Here is a 14503-nt window from a genome sequence, read left to right as displayed (position 1 = left end):
GCCTATACTCCTCTACAGAACCATACATACCCTATTACGGCATACAGTTCTTCACATCATATTTAATCATCTATAGAATAAGCTTACCCGTGCTGCTTCACAGCTCGAACTATATGTTAAATTATAGCATATATTACTTTATCTGTGGCGTGGATATTGTTAAAAAATTGAATTTGGTATAAAACTTCCATCATTTATCTGAAATCCCCTTAAAATTTTACTCAAAGACACCTTTTGCTACTGCCTTAAATAAGAAACAGGGGAATATGGATAATAGGTAACATAGCGAAGGAAACAAATGACTGAGCTTTCTATACATTGATATGTATTTTATATAATTTTCGAGTTGTGACAGTCCTCTTAGTGGGACTTTAATTGATGACTTATTAGGTAAAAAAAGCACTAACCTATAATGATTAGTGCTTTAGTCTCTCAAATTTAAGCTTTATGTATAAGTCTATTAATGAGTATTAATAGGACTTCCCTTAAGGTACGCTTCAACGTTATCAGCTAATAGGTTTATAAGTCTCTGTCGAGATTCAAGGCATCTCCAGCCTATATGTGGAGTAAGTATAACATTTTTCATGTTAAAAAGTGGATTATCTAATTCTGGAGGTTCTTGCTCTTGAACATCAAGTGCTGCTCCTGCAATCTTTTTATTCTTAAGGGCTTCAATTAAATCAAGCTCATTTATAATTGCACCTCTTGCTGTATTTATAATAAAGGCATTCGGCTTCATAAGTTCTAATCTAGACTTATTTATAAGATGCTTTGTTTCACTTGTTAATGGACAATGCAGAGTGACAAAATCACTTTCTTTAAGGAGTTCCTCAAGACTTACAAATTTAATAGCTGGATCTCCTAAATTTTTTTGAGTTCTACTGTATATAATTATGTTCATTCCAAGAGCTTTAGCTACTTTTATTACCTGTTGACCAATAGCACCAGTACCAACAACTCCAAGAGTTTTGTTTTGTATTTCAAAGTGAGGCACCTTAAGATACTTAGTGAAGTTATCATAATTTTTATTTTCAATCATTCTTTGCTGCTCTGAAAGTGATGAAGTTAAATTCAATATAAATGTAATAACTAACTGAGCTACTGCTTCACTGCTATAACCCGGTATATTACATACAGTTATATTTCTTTCTCTTGCAGCTTCTATATCAATGTTATTATAGCCAGTACCAGCTTCACAGATCAATTTAACACAAGGAGGAAATTTTTCAATTAAGTCTCTCTCAATTGTCATCTCTTTAGTAATTACTATCTCTTGATCCTTAACTCGTTCTAAAATTTCCTCCTTGCTACTATCTTCATATTTAGTAGTTTTACCTAACTTATCAAATAATGAAAAGTCCAGCTTGTTATCAAAATCTATTTTACTTGAATTAAGAAATACTATATTTTTCATATCTACACCTCTTATATTATATATTTTACTAAGTGATTTATTAATAATATTATATATCAACTGGTAGAAATTTTAAACAATTGAGACATAATACGCCTGCACATAACTAAGAACTAATTCATATGTGCAGCCATTTTAAGCTTCAGTCTCCTTGAATTTTTATATCTTTTAACAGTCCTTCAAACCATTGAACATTGACTAAGTGATGAGAACGTGAATTTTCCAACACTTTTCTAAAATAAGTAGGAATAGTTTCATTATGCTTGAAGAGCTTTCTGATATTTTAACTGCACTTAAAAGTAACTTTAATATAGAATCCAATATAGGTATAGAACTTCACCCAAGAGATATTAAGGAAGAAACTCTTTTGAAGCTTAAAAATATTGGTTTTGACATGGTTAGTATAGGTATTCAATCCTTTGAAGAAAAATGCCTAAGGATTTTAGGCAGAGAGTATATTAATGGTGCTGAAAAAGTAAAAATGGCAGCAGCTGCAGGCTTTACTACCATCGATGTGGATCTTATCTTTGGCATAGAAGAACAAACTAAGGAAGATCTAAAAAGTGATTTTATTACGGCATTTAATTCAGGCGCAACTCAAGTTTCCACCTATCCCTTTATTGATTTTTCCTATGCCAATAATAAAAGTAAACCTTTATGAAGAAAACATAAAAAAGAACTTCTGGAATACCTTCAAACAATAAGTGAAGAGCTCCAATGTACCAGAACTGCTGTATGGACTTTTGGCAAGAAAAGTGTTCCTAAATATTCTTCTATTACAAGAGATAACTTTATAGGTTTTGGTCCAAGTGCTACTACTCTTTTAGAGGATTTCTTTAAGGTTAACACTTTTTCAGTATTAGAGTATATAAAATGTGTTAATAATGATAAGATACCAACTTCTCTCACTCTAAATTTCACTAAAAGAACCCATGCTCTTTACTGGCTATTTTGGAATTCCTATACTTTAAAAATTAACACTGAAAGCTTTAAAAGACTTTTTAATAAGGAATTAGAGCATATATTTAAATTTGAATTATGGCTTGGAATGTTTACGGGGCTTATTCGCAGAACAAAAGAGGGCTATGAATTAACTGAAAAAGGTACCTACAAATATCACTTAGTTGAACAAGCTTATACTCATCAATACATAGACAAAACTTGGAGAATATCAAAACAAGAACCATGGCCAGATAAAATAAAATTGTATTAAACAACTACTTTAGCAAGCAGAACTTGTTCACAAATTCTTCAAAAGGGTCAGACACCATGATCCTCTGGCACAAACTGGAAATAATATTATTTACTACAAACCCTGCACCAATGGATTTAGGATCAATCTTATAGAATGACTTCATGACATGTTCCAGGTTTTCTTCTTTAATACCAATACCAGTATCACTAATTTTGATTAAAACAAAGTTATGGTTAACTGATTGAGTAACATGAATCGTACTATCTTTATAGGAAAACTTAATAGCGTTATCCAATATATTCAACATAACTTGCTTTAACTTGTCGCTGTCTGCTGTAATAATTACAGGCATTGTTTCAACTATAAATCTGATTTCTTTTTTTTCTGCTTTCTTTTGAAGTTGAAAGGTCGCCTCACGAATAAGTTTATCTACTTTAACCTCTGATAGAATTAGCTTAATCCTATCAGATTGATATCTTGAAAAATCCAAAAGATTCTCTACTAGAACTATGAGACGTTCTGATTCACTATTAATAATTTCTAATCCAAATTTTAATTCCTCATCTGTCACTCCATTTGGAGATTGCATTGTCTCAATCCATCCCTTGATTCCTGTCAAAGGCGTTCGAAGTTCATGTGAAATTGATGAAATGAAGTCATTTTTTAAACGATCTGTTTTTAATATTTCATCTCCCATATAATTAAGTGTTTTTGCTATTTCTCCAAACTCATGTGGATAAACATTTTCAATTTTTTCCTTGTACTGCCACGCAGCTATTTTCTTTGTAAAATTAATAATATCCTTTAATGGCCTAACTATGATATTCCCCAGGTGTAAGCTTACAACAAATACAATAACTGCAACAACTGTGCAAATAATCATTCCATAGGCCAATAGATTGATAATTAAGAAATTCACTTTTGTTAAAGATGTGGCATATCGTAAAACTCCCACTACTTGACCATCAAAGGCAAGAGGCGTATATACAGACATGACTTTCTCACCTGAATATCCATTTTTCTCAATTTTATAAATAGTTTTCAATGCTAATACAGAAGGATCTACTGAATAGGTTTTATCTTCATAAAAACCTGTAGATGATTGAATCAATTGCCCACTTCTTTTTAATAGTTGTAATTCCGCTCCTTTAAACTGATAATTTTTAATAATTTTATCACTAAAATCCATCAAATTGGTGTTAGTGAAATTGGTTTGCTTTGCCCATACAAAGGGTACTGCCTCCGCTTGGTTTTGAAATGTATTAACAATTCCTTGATAATAATATTGCCTAATCCCAATACCAAACCCTATCATCACAAGTCCTAAGGTGAGCAGAATGATGATCATAAAGTAAAGAATGACCTTACGCTTCATAGTTTTACTCCTTCCATAAGTAGCCATATCCCCAATCTGTACATAAATACTTTGGATTTGATGGATCAAGTTCAATTTTTCTACGAATACGTCTGATATTACCTCAAATAAAGTCTTCTGATCTTCATTAGCTATCAACTCAACCCCTTTATCAAGCTTTTTAACTGTTACCTTGGCATACCATTTAGACGGGATTGTAATATAAAAGTGCTGACCGTTATCATTGTATCGTTCTTCAATGGTTTGTTTTGTTCCATCCCCTCGGTAGACAACATAAGTATAAATGAAAGGAATTTCAGCCATTGCTGCATCTTCAAAACCCTTAGGAATATACATCCCTCCCACTTCTGTAACCCCATCCTTATTAATATCTATACTATTAGATTTGTATCTTTTCTCATAGTAAAAACTTGATCTACCTGTGTATTACTTTTTTTATCAAACCAAACTCTAATACCAGCCTCTTTAAATTCTACTCCACCTTCTCCAATGGAACTAGGTTTTTCCTTAAGGGTACTGATAAGCTTTTCTTTACTTAGACCTAATAGGCTTATATAGTCTTTAAAATTCCTTTTTCCATCATCAATTTTTGATTTATCTACAGGCTTATTATTTTGATTTACTGAATTTTTCTCCACTACTGTTTCTTTATTTACAGCATCCCCTTTAGCTAATTCTTTACACTCACACCCCATCAAACTTATAGCAATAATACTTGCCATAGATACTACCAAACATCTCTTAAATTTCTTTTCAAGTTTATTCATCATAATTATTCTCCTAACTATTTTTTTGTTAACAAACAACCCTTTACTTTTTATTCTTTGGAACTATATACATCCCATGCCGCTGTTTGATAACTTATCTAAAGTATAAGGTTTTTCTGCATAGGAGTGGTTACAAAGAAGTTACAGTTTTTATATAAAACACACTACCACCCATAGACAGTTATTCTTAGTACTGCAAGGAGGAGTTGTGATAGATACTCCTGGAATGAGGGAACTTGGAATAGTAAGTGCTGATTTAGATAAATCCTCCAGTGATATAGAAGAGTTTGCTCAAAGATGTAAGTTTTCAGATTATCGTCATGAAAATGAATCAAAATGTGCAGTTAGAGAAGCTATAGAAAATGGATTAATTGATATAGATCGTTTAGAAAGTTACAAAAAGCTCCAAAAATAGATAAAGTATAGCGGCCTCAACTCAAGAGAACTGGAGAGAGAAAAAATAAATCAAATGTTTGGTAGTATGGGAGCAATGAAGGCAGTTAATAAGTTTATTAAAAGTAAGAATAAGAAAAGATAGGCTTGGCAACCATCACTATTATAACAAGATGAGAAACACCTTGCAATTGCAGTGCAGTAGAAAATCTAACTGAGTTCTATCTAAGATATAAAAGCACCATCCTTATTGTGTGATTTCAGTAATAAGGATGATTCTTGTTTCTTATGAAAAGTAATGGATGTACTCTAAATTGTTTTGGATGCTGTACGGTCATGGTGTCTGACCCTCTTGCAAAAACTGGAAGTATAACGGACAGTTTTTGCTTGCTACTCATCATTCTAGGGGAGTTACTTGCTCACCCAATCAAATAATAATATCTTCAGGAACCCAACAATCCTTAACCTTATTAGCCCACATACTTTCAAACATTCATATGTCTATAGCCTTTGAAGAACCTAGTTATTTAGGTGCAAAAGCTGTATTTAAACATTTTAATTTTAATATTACTCCTATTAATTTAGAAACAGACGGCATAGATATTAATTTTTTGCATGAAAGTGAATCAAAAATTGTATATGTTACTCCCTCTCATCAATATACTTATGGTATGGTTATGCCTATATCAAAAAGACTAAAGCTGCTTCAATGGTCTGAAGAGAAAGATGGACTTATAATAGAGGATGACTACGATGGAGAATTCAGGTACAAAGGGAGGACTATTCCATAATTACAAGGACTTGCCAAGATAAATAGGGTCGTATACCTTGGAAGCTTTTCAAAATCATTAATGTCATCAATGCGAATAAGTTATCTAGTACTTCCAGAAAGGCTTCTTGATATTTATGAAAAAGAATATAGAATTTATGAACAGCCTGTACCTAGATTACTACAAAAGTCTCTTGAAATTTTTATGCAAGAAGGGTATTGGGAAAAACATTTAAGAAAATTAAGAGTATCGTATAAGAAAAAACAAGAAATATTGGTAAACTCTGCAACAGAACACTTAGGAGAAAATGTAACAGTTATTGGTTCTGATTCTGGTCTTCATATATTACTTAAAGTTAACACAAAAATGAAGGAACAAGAACTGGTTGAAAAAGCTTTGAAAGCAGGTGTTAAAGTAAATCCAACCTTAGTTAACTGGATAAACCCTCCGGCAAATTCCCTACCAATCATTTTTATAGGCTTTGCTGGAATAAAAATAGAAGACATACCAAATGCCATAAAAACTTTAAAAGAATGTTGGTTTCAAGTCTAAAATTTTAAAATACGCACAGCTTTATATATCACTGTGCGTATTCTTAAATCTCTTCAATTTTACATCTATGTTCTTTGTTCTTTGTTCTTTGTTCTTTGAATCATAGCATATTGCCACTGCTAAAAGTAAAATTATGTCTTAATTTTCTTGATTAATTCTGTTTGAGAAAATTGCTTATTAAGCTGAATCTATGATAATATGTACATGGAGATAAAAACACAGTTTCGGTAGGTAGTCCGAACCTATCTATATTTTGTAGATAGCAGTATCCTTCCCTCCTGGGGTCGTCCATTCTCTATTTTAATTTATCTAACGGGAGGAAATATAAAATGAATACCAGCATTAAATTAACTGTATTTTTTGAAGAAGCTTTTTGGGTAGGAGTATTTGAAAAAATTCATGAAGAAAATTATGAAGTTTCAAAGGTTATATTTGGTTCTGAACCAAAGGATTATGAGGTATATGATTTTATACTGAAGAACTTTTACAGCTTGAAATTTAGTAAATCCTTAATTCTTGATGAAATTGGCGAAACGAAAGAAAAAAAAATAAATCCTAAAAGGCTCCAAAGAGAAATTAGAAAAGAAATAGAAAATAGAGGTATAGGTACAAAAGCTCAACTTGCAATTAAGCTTCAATATGAGGTAAACAAAGAAGAAAGAAGAATAACTTCAAGAGAAAGAAAAGACGAGAAAAAAGAAAGGCTATTTAAATTAAGTCAGGAAAAGAAAAAGAAAAACATAAAGGCCATTAGTCAGAGTACTCTTATATGAGTGATAATTACAAAGATTATCCTTTGACTTTTGATAATCTCCTTTCAAGTAATATACGCATTTAGAGCAGTGGTAGGCAGTGATTTTAGAAAAAAATTATAGGCAGATAACCCAAAGTAAACTTTGAATTAATCTGCCTCTCTAAAATAACCTGTAAATATTTAAGGTCAATCGTAGTACACAGGGAAATATTAGGTAGATTATACACACATAATATACCTATGCTCAACAATGTCAAAACTCCCTTTCATATCTTTTGAAAAATTCATAATATGCACGGACATTTTCCAATTCCGTCCATCTTTTTACATCAACTGGATCTTCATCGAGATCATATATTTTTGCTCTACTCATGGCAAGCAAAAAGGGTGAATGTGTTGATATAATAAATTGACATCCCAAAAACCGTGCAGAGTCCTCAATAAATTTCATCAATTCCATCTGACGTTTTGGAGAAAGACTGTTTTCAGGCTCATCCAATATATACAGTCCATTTTCGCCAATTTTTTCAATGAAATATCTAAATGCACTTTCTCCATTTGAGTATTCTCTCACATTAGCCATCAATTCACTTCTCACAAATCGTGACTGGGTTTTACTTCTAGCAGTATTTACTTTTTTTAATTGGTCATAATCTGCCATAGACTTCATTTGGAAATGAGAATATTTCGCATCCAGATATTCTTCAAAAAGTTTTTCTCGCTTTTGATCAATTCCTTCGTTGAGGTTACGAATATTCAACATATAATCAAATACATCATCACTTGTTATAATTCTGCTATTTTCAGGAATTTCATCTTCAAGCTGCATTTCACACATATTAACATAGTCGGAATAGAAATTAGATTTATTATATATAGAATCTCGATTGATTCCTGTCTTTTCTGCTATAACATTTAATGCCGTTGATTTTCCTGAACCATTTCCACCATATAAAATCGTAATTGGCTCAAAATCAATTCTCTCAAAACCATGTTTTGATAATATTTTAAATGGATAAAAGGAATCATAGCAGGTTCTCTTTTCCTCCATTAAAAAATCAAACTCCATCTCATCATTTGGAAACGTAAAAACACTTAAATAAATCATTATCATCTTCCTCATTCTTACAGTATATAATTAAATTCACATTAGTTCTCGTCTGCTTAAGAATATATTCCAAATTTCAAGATATCCATATATTCCTTATACTCTTCCATAATCTTCTCTACATTATTAAGAACCTCATCTACAGATATGTTCCTATATTTTTGAATATATCTATTAGAAATTCCATCCACACACATCATAATTAGCTCTATGGCTTTTTGTGCATTAATATCCTTTCTAAAATTTGACGTATCTATATCTACGAAAAATTGAGGCATGTGCTTTACATAGGTAGTGTTATATCTTTCCATAAGTTCCTGCCTAACTGACTCCGGTGAGTTTGAAACAGCTAAAAGAACTAACTTATACATGTGAGGTTCCTCATGAAGCAGATTTATTTTTAGTATGCCAGCCCACATAATTCTCTCAAAAATGTCCTTTGGCTCTGAATTCTTTACTAAATAATATTATTCTATCAGATAATTAGCACAATAATCAAATACATATAGAAAAAGAGTTTTCTTACTTCCAAAGTAATGAAATAATAGCCCCTTAGAAATACCCGCTTTTTTTACTATAGAATTTGTAGAAGCTTTATCATACCCATTTAATGCAAATTCCTCAATACAAGCATCTAATATTCTTTTCTTTTTCTCCTGTGGCAAACTTTCAAATTTATCTATCAATCGCAATCTCTCCTAATTTTATTCTAAAGCCTAAAGCCGCTAAATTACTAATTTTCTATAAGTAATGTATAGGGCTCTAGGCTTAACTTTACTTAGAGTTAATCTTCATTCCATCTTTTATATTATTATCTGGTTTAAGCAGTACTTTCTCTCCGGATTTTAGCCCGCCTATAACTTCAATTAATTTTTCACTTTCTATACCTTTCTTTATTTGTTTAATAACAGCTTTACCGTTATCAACAACAAATACACAGGAATTTCCTTTATAATCAAATACAGAGGTATCAGGAATTATTAAAGTATTCTTTTTAACTTCAGTTATAACCTTTATATCTAAATCATAACCTGGCTTTAGTAATCCTGCAGTGTCGTTTAATTCAATAGTTACTGGGACTCTCTTTTGATTTACCCCCAATGATGAAGTTATATTTTTTGCTTCAGGGGCTATTTTAGTAATTTTGCCTTTTATAATCATTACTCCTATGGAGGACTTTGTTGCCCCCATGTTTTTCAAAGGAGCATTAAGAGCATCTGTCTTTGATTCCACAGAATTCACTGCTGCCATATCTCTCAGCTTGCTTTTAACCTCATTTTCATAATTCCGATTATCTAACTTAAGCACTGCAGAATTAGCAACCATACCTTCTCCAAGTAAACTATTTAAATTGTCCATAGAAGTGTATTGAACTACTATCCCCTTAACGGGTACCTCCTTTTTCTCCTTTCCAGGATAAAAAAATTTTATATTAACTCTATCATTTGTCTCTACCCCAGAGTATTTGCAAGTTTTTCTGCTATAAGTATGCCACCATCTGGAAGGTTTATAGGTTTATTATTTTTATCTTCAACTTTATACATTTGAGGCTCTTTTATAAGTGCAGTAAATCCCACATCCTTACTTCTCCAGCCATTTGTTATTTCAACTCCTGTTTCAAGTACTGGTTCTAAAGCTACTACATGAGGAATGCTTTTAATCTTATTTAGCTCTTCTACGCTTACTAACTTTGATAAATTAACTTTTATGATATGAAATGATTGAACTTAGTCGAAAAAAGTGTTATGCTATCAATGTTAAACTCAGTAGAGTATCTTTACTGCATAAAAATCAAGTGTAAAATTACAAATGATAAGAGAACATATTGAAGAGCTTATTTTTATAGGCTCTTTTTTAGTGATAAAGAGAGGTAATAATATGATAAAAGTTGATAACTTGTCCTACTCATTTCCGCAAAAGGACCTATTTAATAACATTTCATTTACATTAGAGGATGGAGAGCATTGTGCCTTTATAGGAACAAATGGCAGTGGAAAAAGTACACTTATAGATATAATTATGGATCCAGAAAAATATATGTTCGATGGTAAGTTAGAAATAGACCCAAATTGTAGAATTGGGTATGTAAGTCAATTCTCACAACTAGACAAAACAAAAGAAACTACGGTTTTCCAATATATAGGAGAAGAATTTATTAAACTACAAAATGATATAACATCTATTTGTGCTGAAATGGAAACATCCACCGATATTGATTCTTTACTAGAAAAGTACCAACAAGCTTTAGATGCATTTGATGCAATTAATGGAGATGATTTCGAAAACAACATTAATAAAAACCTAAATCTTGCAAACTTAATCAAGTGTAAAGATTTAATGATATCTGAACTTAGTGGTGGGGAATTCAAGCTTATTCAAGTAATTAAGGAAATGCTAAATAGTCCAGACTTAATGATTATGGATGAGCCCGATGTGTTTTTAGACTTTGAAAACCTTAATTCTCTTAAAAATCTAATTAATTCACACAAAGGAACAATGTTAATTATTACGCATAGCAGATATCTATTGAATCATTGTTTTAACAAAATTCTGCACCTTGAAAATATGGAGCTCCAAGAGTTTGATGGAAGCTATATAGATTACAACTTCTCATTACTTCAAACTAAAATTGAGTTACAAGAACTAGCTATTGCTGATAATGAAGAACTTAAGAGAAACGAGAAGTTAATAAAAAAACTAAGAGTTATCGCAACTGAAAATTCTGAATCTGCTAAAGGGAAATCTCTAAATGCTAGAGTTAAAATTCAAGAAAGATTAGAAAAGCGTAGAATTAAAGCACCATTTGTAAATATTAAACAGCCCAATATCAGTTTATTTACAAATAATGAATTGGAAGAAACCATTGTTTTAAAGGTTAATGATTACAGTGTTGCCTTTGATGATATGGTTCTAGAAAATGTTAACTTTGAGATTAAATCTACTGATAAAGTAGCCCTTATCGGTTCAAATGGTACTGGGAAAACGACTTTACTACGAGAAATCTTTGAAAATAATCATGATTCTATTGAGATAAATGAACAGGTTGAAGTGGCTTATTTATCTCAACTTCAAGGCAAAACACTAAATGAATCCAATACGATACTTGAAGAGTTTTTAGATTCTGGTTTTAAAAACTATGAGGAGATTAGAGCATATATTTCAAACTATGGGTTTGAAGAAGAAGCCATTAATCAAAAGATAGGGTCTTTATCTGGTGGAGAAAAAAACATGCTTCAATTGGCTAAAGTTTCTGCTAGTAAAGCAAACCTGTTACTTCTTGATGAACCCACAAGTCATTTAGACACCTATTCACAAATGGCACTGGAAAAAGCCATAGAAAACTATAACGGTGCAATTCTAATGATTTCTCATGATTTCTATACTATAGTAAACTGTATGGATTTTGTTTTAATCATTGAAGATAAGACAGTTAGAAAAATGAGTATACGAAAATTTAGAAAGATGATTTATGCTAGTCATTTTGACAGAGACTATTTAGAAATTGAACAAAAGAAAAAATTAGTTGAAACAAAAATAGAATTGGCTTTAAAAAATACTGATTTTACGCTTGCAAAGGCTTTATCTCAAGAGTTAAATGAGCTGGTTAAGTTACTCTAAATTTAGTAGCAAGTCAGCCTCGCGCATAGTCTCGCTCACAAGAAACCCTGAGTGGAAATTTTTTCACCCTAGGTTCCTAGTGAGGACATGTTGGACTCACTTGCTACTTTATTGGTTTATACTTTTACGGAATAAAGATATTTAGAATCTCATTCTCACCATTAATAAATAAAATAATATAAGAGGTAATCCGATAGCAGATAGTATTATGATTGCAGTATGTACTTTTTTCTCATCTCGTAATATAAACAATAAAAACTTATACCCTAAAATACCAATCAATCCACCCAAACAATTTAAAATTATATCATCAATGTCTGATGCTCCAATGCCTAAAAGCCCCTGAATAATTTCAACGAAGAAACTCACTATAAATATAAACAACAGATTGGTTATTACTCTTTTATCATTTTTGAATAATGACAAATATGTACCAAGAGGAGTAAAGATAACTATATTGCCAACCACATTACCAAAAGCGAATCTTTTTATAGTGGCAGAGCCGCCAGCTATGTATTTCATTATACTATGAAAAGGAATGAGATTGATTGACCTAAGCTCCGAATGCGAAATTCTTGATAACAACAATATTTTAATTAACAAAAGTATGTAACAAATGAAAACACCATATAAAAAGGCTGTTTTAATTCTCGCTCGTTTATTCATAACACCTCCATTTTTCATTTCATACCTGCTTATTCTCACTCATTATTATAGTACTGCAAAACAAAATTTTATATCATGTTTATATTGCTCATAATACGTTCCTCACAATTCTTGTAGTATTTTCTTCCATCATTAGTCCTACTCAAATATCCGTAGTCTACCAGGTATCGTCGTATTGTTGCATCATCTTCATAAATAGCTTCAATAATTTTCTTTACTTCAGTTTCTGTATATTCTTTATCAGGCCCAAACAAATCAGCAAATCTTGGTAACACTGCTTTTCTTTTCTCTTCTTTAACAGGGAAAACACGAAGCTTAGGGTTTGCTATTTTAGGCATCTTATCCTCAACTAGTTCCATAATCGCTAAAAATGCCCTTGCCTGTCTTGCCCTTTCTCTTAATGCAAATCTCATATTCCTTACTGTTGATTCCGCGCAGGAGAGCTTCATTGCAATTTCCTTGTCCTTCTATTTATTTGATACCATTTCTAAAAACTCTTTTTGAATTTCAGTCAATCCAGTATATCTCTTACCTAGCATAAGCATTCTTTGAATAGGTGTTCCATGGTTTGTAGAATGTCTTTTTTACACTATCATCATTTTGACCAATGTATTCTCCACATATTAAACAAATAAATTCTGCTTTTTTACTATCCCATACATACCCTCTTTTAAAATCTTCTATAGTTGCATTGCGAATAAACTCATCCATTACTTTCTCCTGTCTATTAAATTCATAGACATAATAACACTTATTACTATTTTTTCTATTACCGGCATCCAAATTTCGCTATACACATTTTCCGAAGTACCATTGTGCTTTGTAAAGCAAACCGTTTTCTCTGGCCTTCATGTGACATTTTTCAATATACTTGGACTTTTTTTCCGAGATAATTAGGCTAAACATATATTTTGATACATTTTAGTTATAAATATTATATTGAGCAATTAAATTTTGATATCAGTGGTTTTTCACAATTGTATCTTTATTATTTCATATATTTATCCACCAATTCATAGCATCTTTCTTTTGTTGATTGGGCTAATGAGCCAGTATACAATACAGGTTCCATTGTTCCTCCTTTCATTTCAGCTGAATCCTCTTTAGCCTTAGCATCTCTCTTCTTTATCCATTGAATTTCTTCATTTTGTAAATTTTTCATGTCACTAGCTGATAGCTGCCCTTTTAATACACCATAGATTTCGTTCAAAGCAGCATCCCATTGTTTATATCTTTCATTTGCGTGATCTCTCATATCTTTTGTTGATTTTTCAGTACTGTCAAAATCTTTAAAGCCTAATTCAATGTTATCTAATTTAGTTCTATATTCTTTCTTCTTACTTTCTTCATCCAGCTTATTACTTGGCTGGTCAGTTTTTGTATTGGTTTTCTCTTGAGCATTAGTATTAACTTCCTCTTTAGATTTTGAATTATCATCTGTTACCGTCTTTGACGGTTCGTTATTTCCATTTTTTCCAACACTACTTTGGCATCCAACTAGACTTAGCGCTAAAACTAAAATTATAATTCCTATACTTTTTTTCATTTTTCTCTTCCTCCAAGAATGAATTTTTTATTCAATCTAACAATTTTAGATAAGCTACAGTATTTTACAAATGTAGTGCAATACTTTAATATCTTATAGCCTTTACATAATTATACCATTGAATTCGAAGCCACACTAAAGAAACTTATCCTTTACAAATATTCATGTAAATTTATATTTTTTCGTATAACATAATTACAGAAACTATAAAAAACAAGTTGCTGGATACAAAATATAATTATACTGAAAATAGAATTAATGTATGCTTTTGGATCACATTTAACAATACTTAATAAGAATTAAATATAGCAGATAGACGAATAGGCTAATTATGAATTTTTATAA

20 protein-coding genes and 1 pseudogene are annotated in these 14503 nt (G+C 31.2%); 7 read left to right on the top strand and 14 right to left on the bottom strand.

Translation table 11 applies throughout. The annotated features are described in order from the left end of the window. Positions 1-460: 460 nt before the first annotated feature. Together CLMAG_RS20375 and CLMAG_RS33920 are read right to left on the bottom strand one after the other, a co-directional pair. Entirely contained in the window at positions 461-1414 is a 954-nt protein-coding gene (locus tag CLMAG_RS20375) for a D-2-hydroxyacid dehydrogenase (RefSeq protein WP_066626768.1), read from the bottom strand. Between the two features lie 142 nt (positions 1415-1556). Continuing rightward, a pseudogene (locus CLMAG_RS33920) lies at positions 1557-1679 on the bottom strand (PadR family transcriptional regulator); the annotation flags it as partial. Here CLMAG_RS33920 and CLMAG_RS20370 point away from each other — a divergent pair. Then, positions 1674-2075 carry a radical SAM protein gene (locus tag CLMAG_RS20370; protein ID WP_066626766.1) on the top strand — a complete coding sequence of 134 codons (402 nt, stop codon included), beginning with the start codon at positions 1674-1676 and terminating at the stop codon, positions 2073-2075. The pseudogene CLMAG_RS33920 and the gene CLMAG_RS20370 overlap by 6 nt on opposite strands. 32 nt (positions 2076-2107) lie before the next feature. Here CLMAG_RS20370 and CLMAG_RS20365 read toward each other — a convergent pair whose 3' ends face one another. After that, entirely contained in the window at positions 2108-2335 is a 228-nt protein-coding gene (locus tag CLMAG_RS20365; protein ID WP_066626765.1) for a hypothetical protein, read from the bottom strand. A gap of 127 nt (positions 2336-2462) precedes the next feature. Here CLMAG_RS20365 and CLMAG_RS32605 point away from each other — a divergent pair, with 127 nt between their 5' ends. Then, the gene (locus tag CLMAG_RS32605; RefSeq protein WP_161487008.1) at positions 2463-2627 is read left to right on the top strand and encodes a hypothetical protein; all 165 of its coding nucleotides are present in this window, start codon (positions 2463-2465) and stop codon (positions 2625-2627) included. 4 nt (positions 2628-2631) lie between these two features. Here the strand turns inward: CLMAG_RS32605 and CLMAG_RS20360 are convergent, their stop codons facing one another. Both CLMAG_RS20360 and CLMAG_RS20355 read right to left on the bottom strand, forming a co-directional pair. Then, positions 2632-4320 (bottom strand): HAMP domain-containing sensor histidine kinase, encoded by a 1689-nt coding sequence (locus CLMAG_RS20360; RefSeq protein WP_423231087.1) that lies wholly within the window; start codon positions 4318-4320, stop codon positions 2632-2634. Positions 4321-4355: 35 nt separating this feature from the next. After that, the gene (locus CLMAG_RS20355) at positions 4356-4754 is read right to left on the bottom strand and encodes a hypothetical protein (protein ID WP_066626764.1); all 399 of its coding nucleotides are present in this window, start codon (positions 4752-4754) and stop codon (positions 4356-4358) included. 151 nt (positions 4755-4905) lie between these two features. On the opposite strand from CLMAG_RS20355, the gene rsgA reads away from it, so the two are divergent. From rsgA to CLMAG_RS20335, 4 genes are all read left to right on the top strand, one after another. Next, positions 4906-5166, top strand: coding sequence for a GTPase RsgA (rsgA, locus tag CLMAG_RS33910; protein WP_278331263.1), 261 nt, complete (start codon positions 4906-4908; stop codon positions 5164-5166). 361 nt (positions 5167-5527) lie between these two features. Further along, positions 5528-5935, top strand: coding sequence for an aminotransferase-like domain-containing protein (locus CLMAG_RS33275; protein WP_066626761.1), 408 nt, complete (start codon positions 5528-5530; stop codon positions 5933-5935). Between the two features lie 60 nt (positions 5936-5995). Then, the gene (locus CLMAG_RS33270) at positions 5996-6466 is read left to right on the top strand and encodes an aminotransferase-like domain-containing protein (protein WP_073393152.1); all 471 of its coding nucleotides are present in this window, start codon (positions 5996-5998) and stop codon (positions 6464-6466) included. A 329-nt stretch (positions 6467-6795) separates the two neighbouring features. Then, complete coding sequence (locus tag CLMAG_RS20335; protein ID WP_066626756.1) at positions 6796-7239, top strand: YjdF family protein; 444 nt, start codon at positions 6796-6798, stop codon at positions 7237-7239. A gap of 234 nt (positions 7240-7473) precedes the next feature. Here the strand turns inward: CLMAG_RS20335 and CLMAG_RS20330 are convergent, their stop codons facing one another. From CLMAG_RS20330 to CLMAG_RS34450, 5 genes are all read right to left on the bottom strand, one after another. Beyond that, positions 7474-8328 (bottom strand): AAA family ATPase, encoded by an 855-nt coding sequence (locus CLMAG_RS20330; RefSeq protein WP_066626754.1) that lies wholly within the window; start codon positions 8326-8328, stop codon positions 7474-7476. Between the two features lie 56 nt (positions 8329-8384). After that, positions 8385-8762 carry a hypothetical protein gene (locus CLMAG_RS33905; RefSeq protein WP_341420691.1) on the bottom strand — a complete coding sequence of 126 codons (378 nt, stop codon included), beginning with the start codon at positions 8760-8762 and terminating at the stop codon, positions 8385-8387. A 33-nt stretch (positions 8763-8795) separates the two neighbouring features. After that, the gene (locus tag CLMAG_RS33900) at positions 8796-9014 is read right to left on the bottom strand and encodes a TetR/AcrR family transcriptional regulator (RefSeq protein WP_242873092.1); all 219 of its coding nucleotides are present in this window, start codon (positions 9012-9014) and stop codon (positions 8796-8798) included. An 88-nt stretch (positions 9015-9102) separates the two neighbouring features. Then, on the bottom strand, positions 9103-9687 hold the full coding sequence (locus tag CLMAG_RS20320) for an efflux RND transporter periplasmic adaptor subunit (RefSeq protein ID WP_066626752.1): 585 nt from the start codon (positions 9685-9687) through the stop codon (positions 9103-9105). A 92-nt stretch (positions 9688-9779) separates the two neighbouring features. Further along, on the bottom strand, positions 9780-9905 hold the full coding sequence (locus tag CLMAG_RS34450) for a hypothetical protein (protein ID WP_278331221.1): 126 nt from the start codon (positions 9903-9905) through the stop codon (positions 9780-9782). A gap of 301 nt (positions 9906-10206) precedes the next feature. Here CLMAG_RS34450 and CLMAG_RS20315 point away from each other — a divergent pair, with 301 nt between their 5' ends. Further along, positions 10207-11946: an ABC-F family ATP-binding cassette domain-containing protein gene (locus CLMAG_RS20315; protein ID WP_066627056.1), complete on the top strand. Its 1740-nt coding sequence runs from the start codon at positions 10207-10209 to the stop codon at positions 11944-11946. A gap of 141 nt (positions 11947-12087) precedes the next feature. On the opposite strand, the gene CLMAG_RS20310 is transcribed toward CLMAG_RS20315, so the two are convergent. From CLMAG_RS20310 to CLMAG_RS20300, 4 genes are all read right to left on the bottom strand, one after another. Further along, on the bottom strand, positions 12088-12612 hold the full coding sequence (locus CLMAG_RS20310) for a VanZ family protein (protein ID WP_066627055.1): 525 nt from the start codon (positions 12610-12612) through the stop codon (positions 12088-12090). A gap of 68 nt (positions 12613-12680) precedes the next feature. Then, positions 12681-13025 (bottom strand): DUF2087 domain-containing protein, encoded by a 345-nt coding sequence (locus CLMAG_RS33895; protein ID WP_242873091.1) that lies wholly within the window; start codon positions 13023-13025, stop codon positions 12681-12683. 115 nt (positions 13026-13140) lie between these two features. After that, a complete protein-coding gene (locus CLMAG_RS33890; protein ID WP_242873090.1) occupies positions 13141-13323 on the bottom strand; it encodes a hypothetical protein in 183 nt (60 codons plus the stop codon). A 277-nt stretch (positions 13324-13600) separates the two neighbouring features. Further along, on the bottom strand, positions 13601-14158 hold the full coding sequence (locus tag CLMAG_RS20300) for a lysozyme inhibitor LprI family protein (RefSeq protein ID WP_066626750.1): 558 nt from the start codon (positions 14156-14158) through the stop codon (positions 13601-13603). Between the last annotated feature and the right edge of the window lie 345 nt (positions 14159-14503).

Origin of the sequence: Clostridium magnum DSM 2767, from assembly GCF_001623875.1 — a bacterium.
GTDB classification, from domain to species: Bacteria; Bacillota; Clostridia; order Clostridiales; family Clostridiaceae; genus Clostridium_AM; species Clostridium_AM magnum.
Note: the sequence above shows the minus strand (reverse complement) of the source record. Positions and strands in the feature narration are given on the sequence as shown.

Coding starts and splice junctions, on each gene's coding strand:
- CLMAG_RS20375 (WP_066626768.1), bottom strand. CDS start 1,414: ATGAAAAATATAGTATTTCTTAATTCAAGTAAAATAGATTTTGATAAC.
- CLMAG_RS20370 (WP_066626766.1), top strand. CDS start 1,674: ATGCTTGAAGAGCTTTCTGATATTTTAACTGCACTTAAAAGTAACTTT.
- CLMAG_RS32605 (WP_161487008.1), top strand. CDS start 2,463: ATGTTTACGGGGCTTATTCGCAGAACAAAAGAGGGCTATGAATTAACT.
- CLMAG_RS20360 (WP_423231087.1), bottom strand. CDS start 4,320: ATGTATATTCCTAAGGGTTTTGAAGATGCAGCAATGGCTGAAATTCCT.
- CLMAG_RS20355 (WP_066626764.1), bottom strand. CDS start 4,754: ATGATGAATAAACTTGAAAAGAAATTTAAGAGATGTTTGGTAGTATCT.
- CLMAG_RS33270 (WP_073393152.1), top strand. CDS start 5,996: ATGTCATCAATGCGAATAAGTTATCTAGTACTTCCAGAAAGGCTTCTT.
- CLMAG_RS20335 (WP_066626756.1), top strand. CDS start 6,796: ATGAATACCAGCATTAAATTAACTGTATTTTTTGAAGAAGCTTTTTGG.
- CLMAG_RS20330 (WP_066626754.1), bottom strand. CDS start 8,328: ATGATTTATTTAAGTGTTTTTACGTTTCCAAATGATGAGATGGAGTTT.
- CLMAG_RS20320 (WP_066626752.1), bottom strand. CDS start 9,687: ATGGACAATTTAAATAGTTTACTTGGAGAAGGTATGGTTGCTAATTCT.
- CLMAG_RS20315 (WP_066627056.1), top strand. CDS start 10,207: ATGATAAAAGTTGATAACTTGTCCTACTCATTTCCGCAAAAGGACCTA.
- CLMAG_RS20310 (WP_066627055.1), bottom strand. CDS start 12,612: ATGAATAAACGAGCGAGAATTAAAACAGCCTTTTTATATGGTGTTTTC.
- CLMAG_RS33895 (WP_242873091.1), bottom strand. CDS start 13,025: ATGAGATTTGCATTAAGAGAAAGGGCAAGACAGGCAAGGGCATTTTTA.
- CLMAG_RS33890 (WP_242873090.1), bottom strand. CDS start 13,323: ATGGATGAGTTTATTCGCAATGCAACTATAGAAGATTTTAAAAGAGGG.
- CLMAG_RS20300 (WP_066626750.1), bottom strand. CDS start 14,158: ATGAAAAAAAGTATAGGAATTATAATTTTAGTTTTAGCGCTAAGTCTA.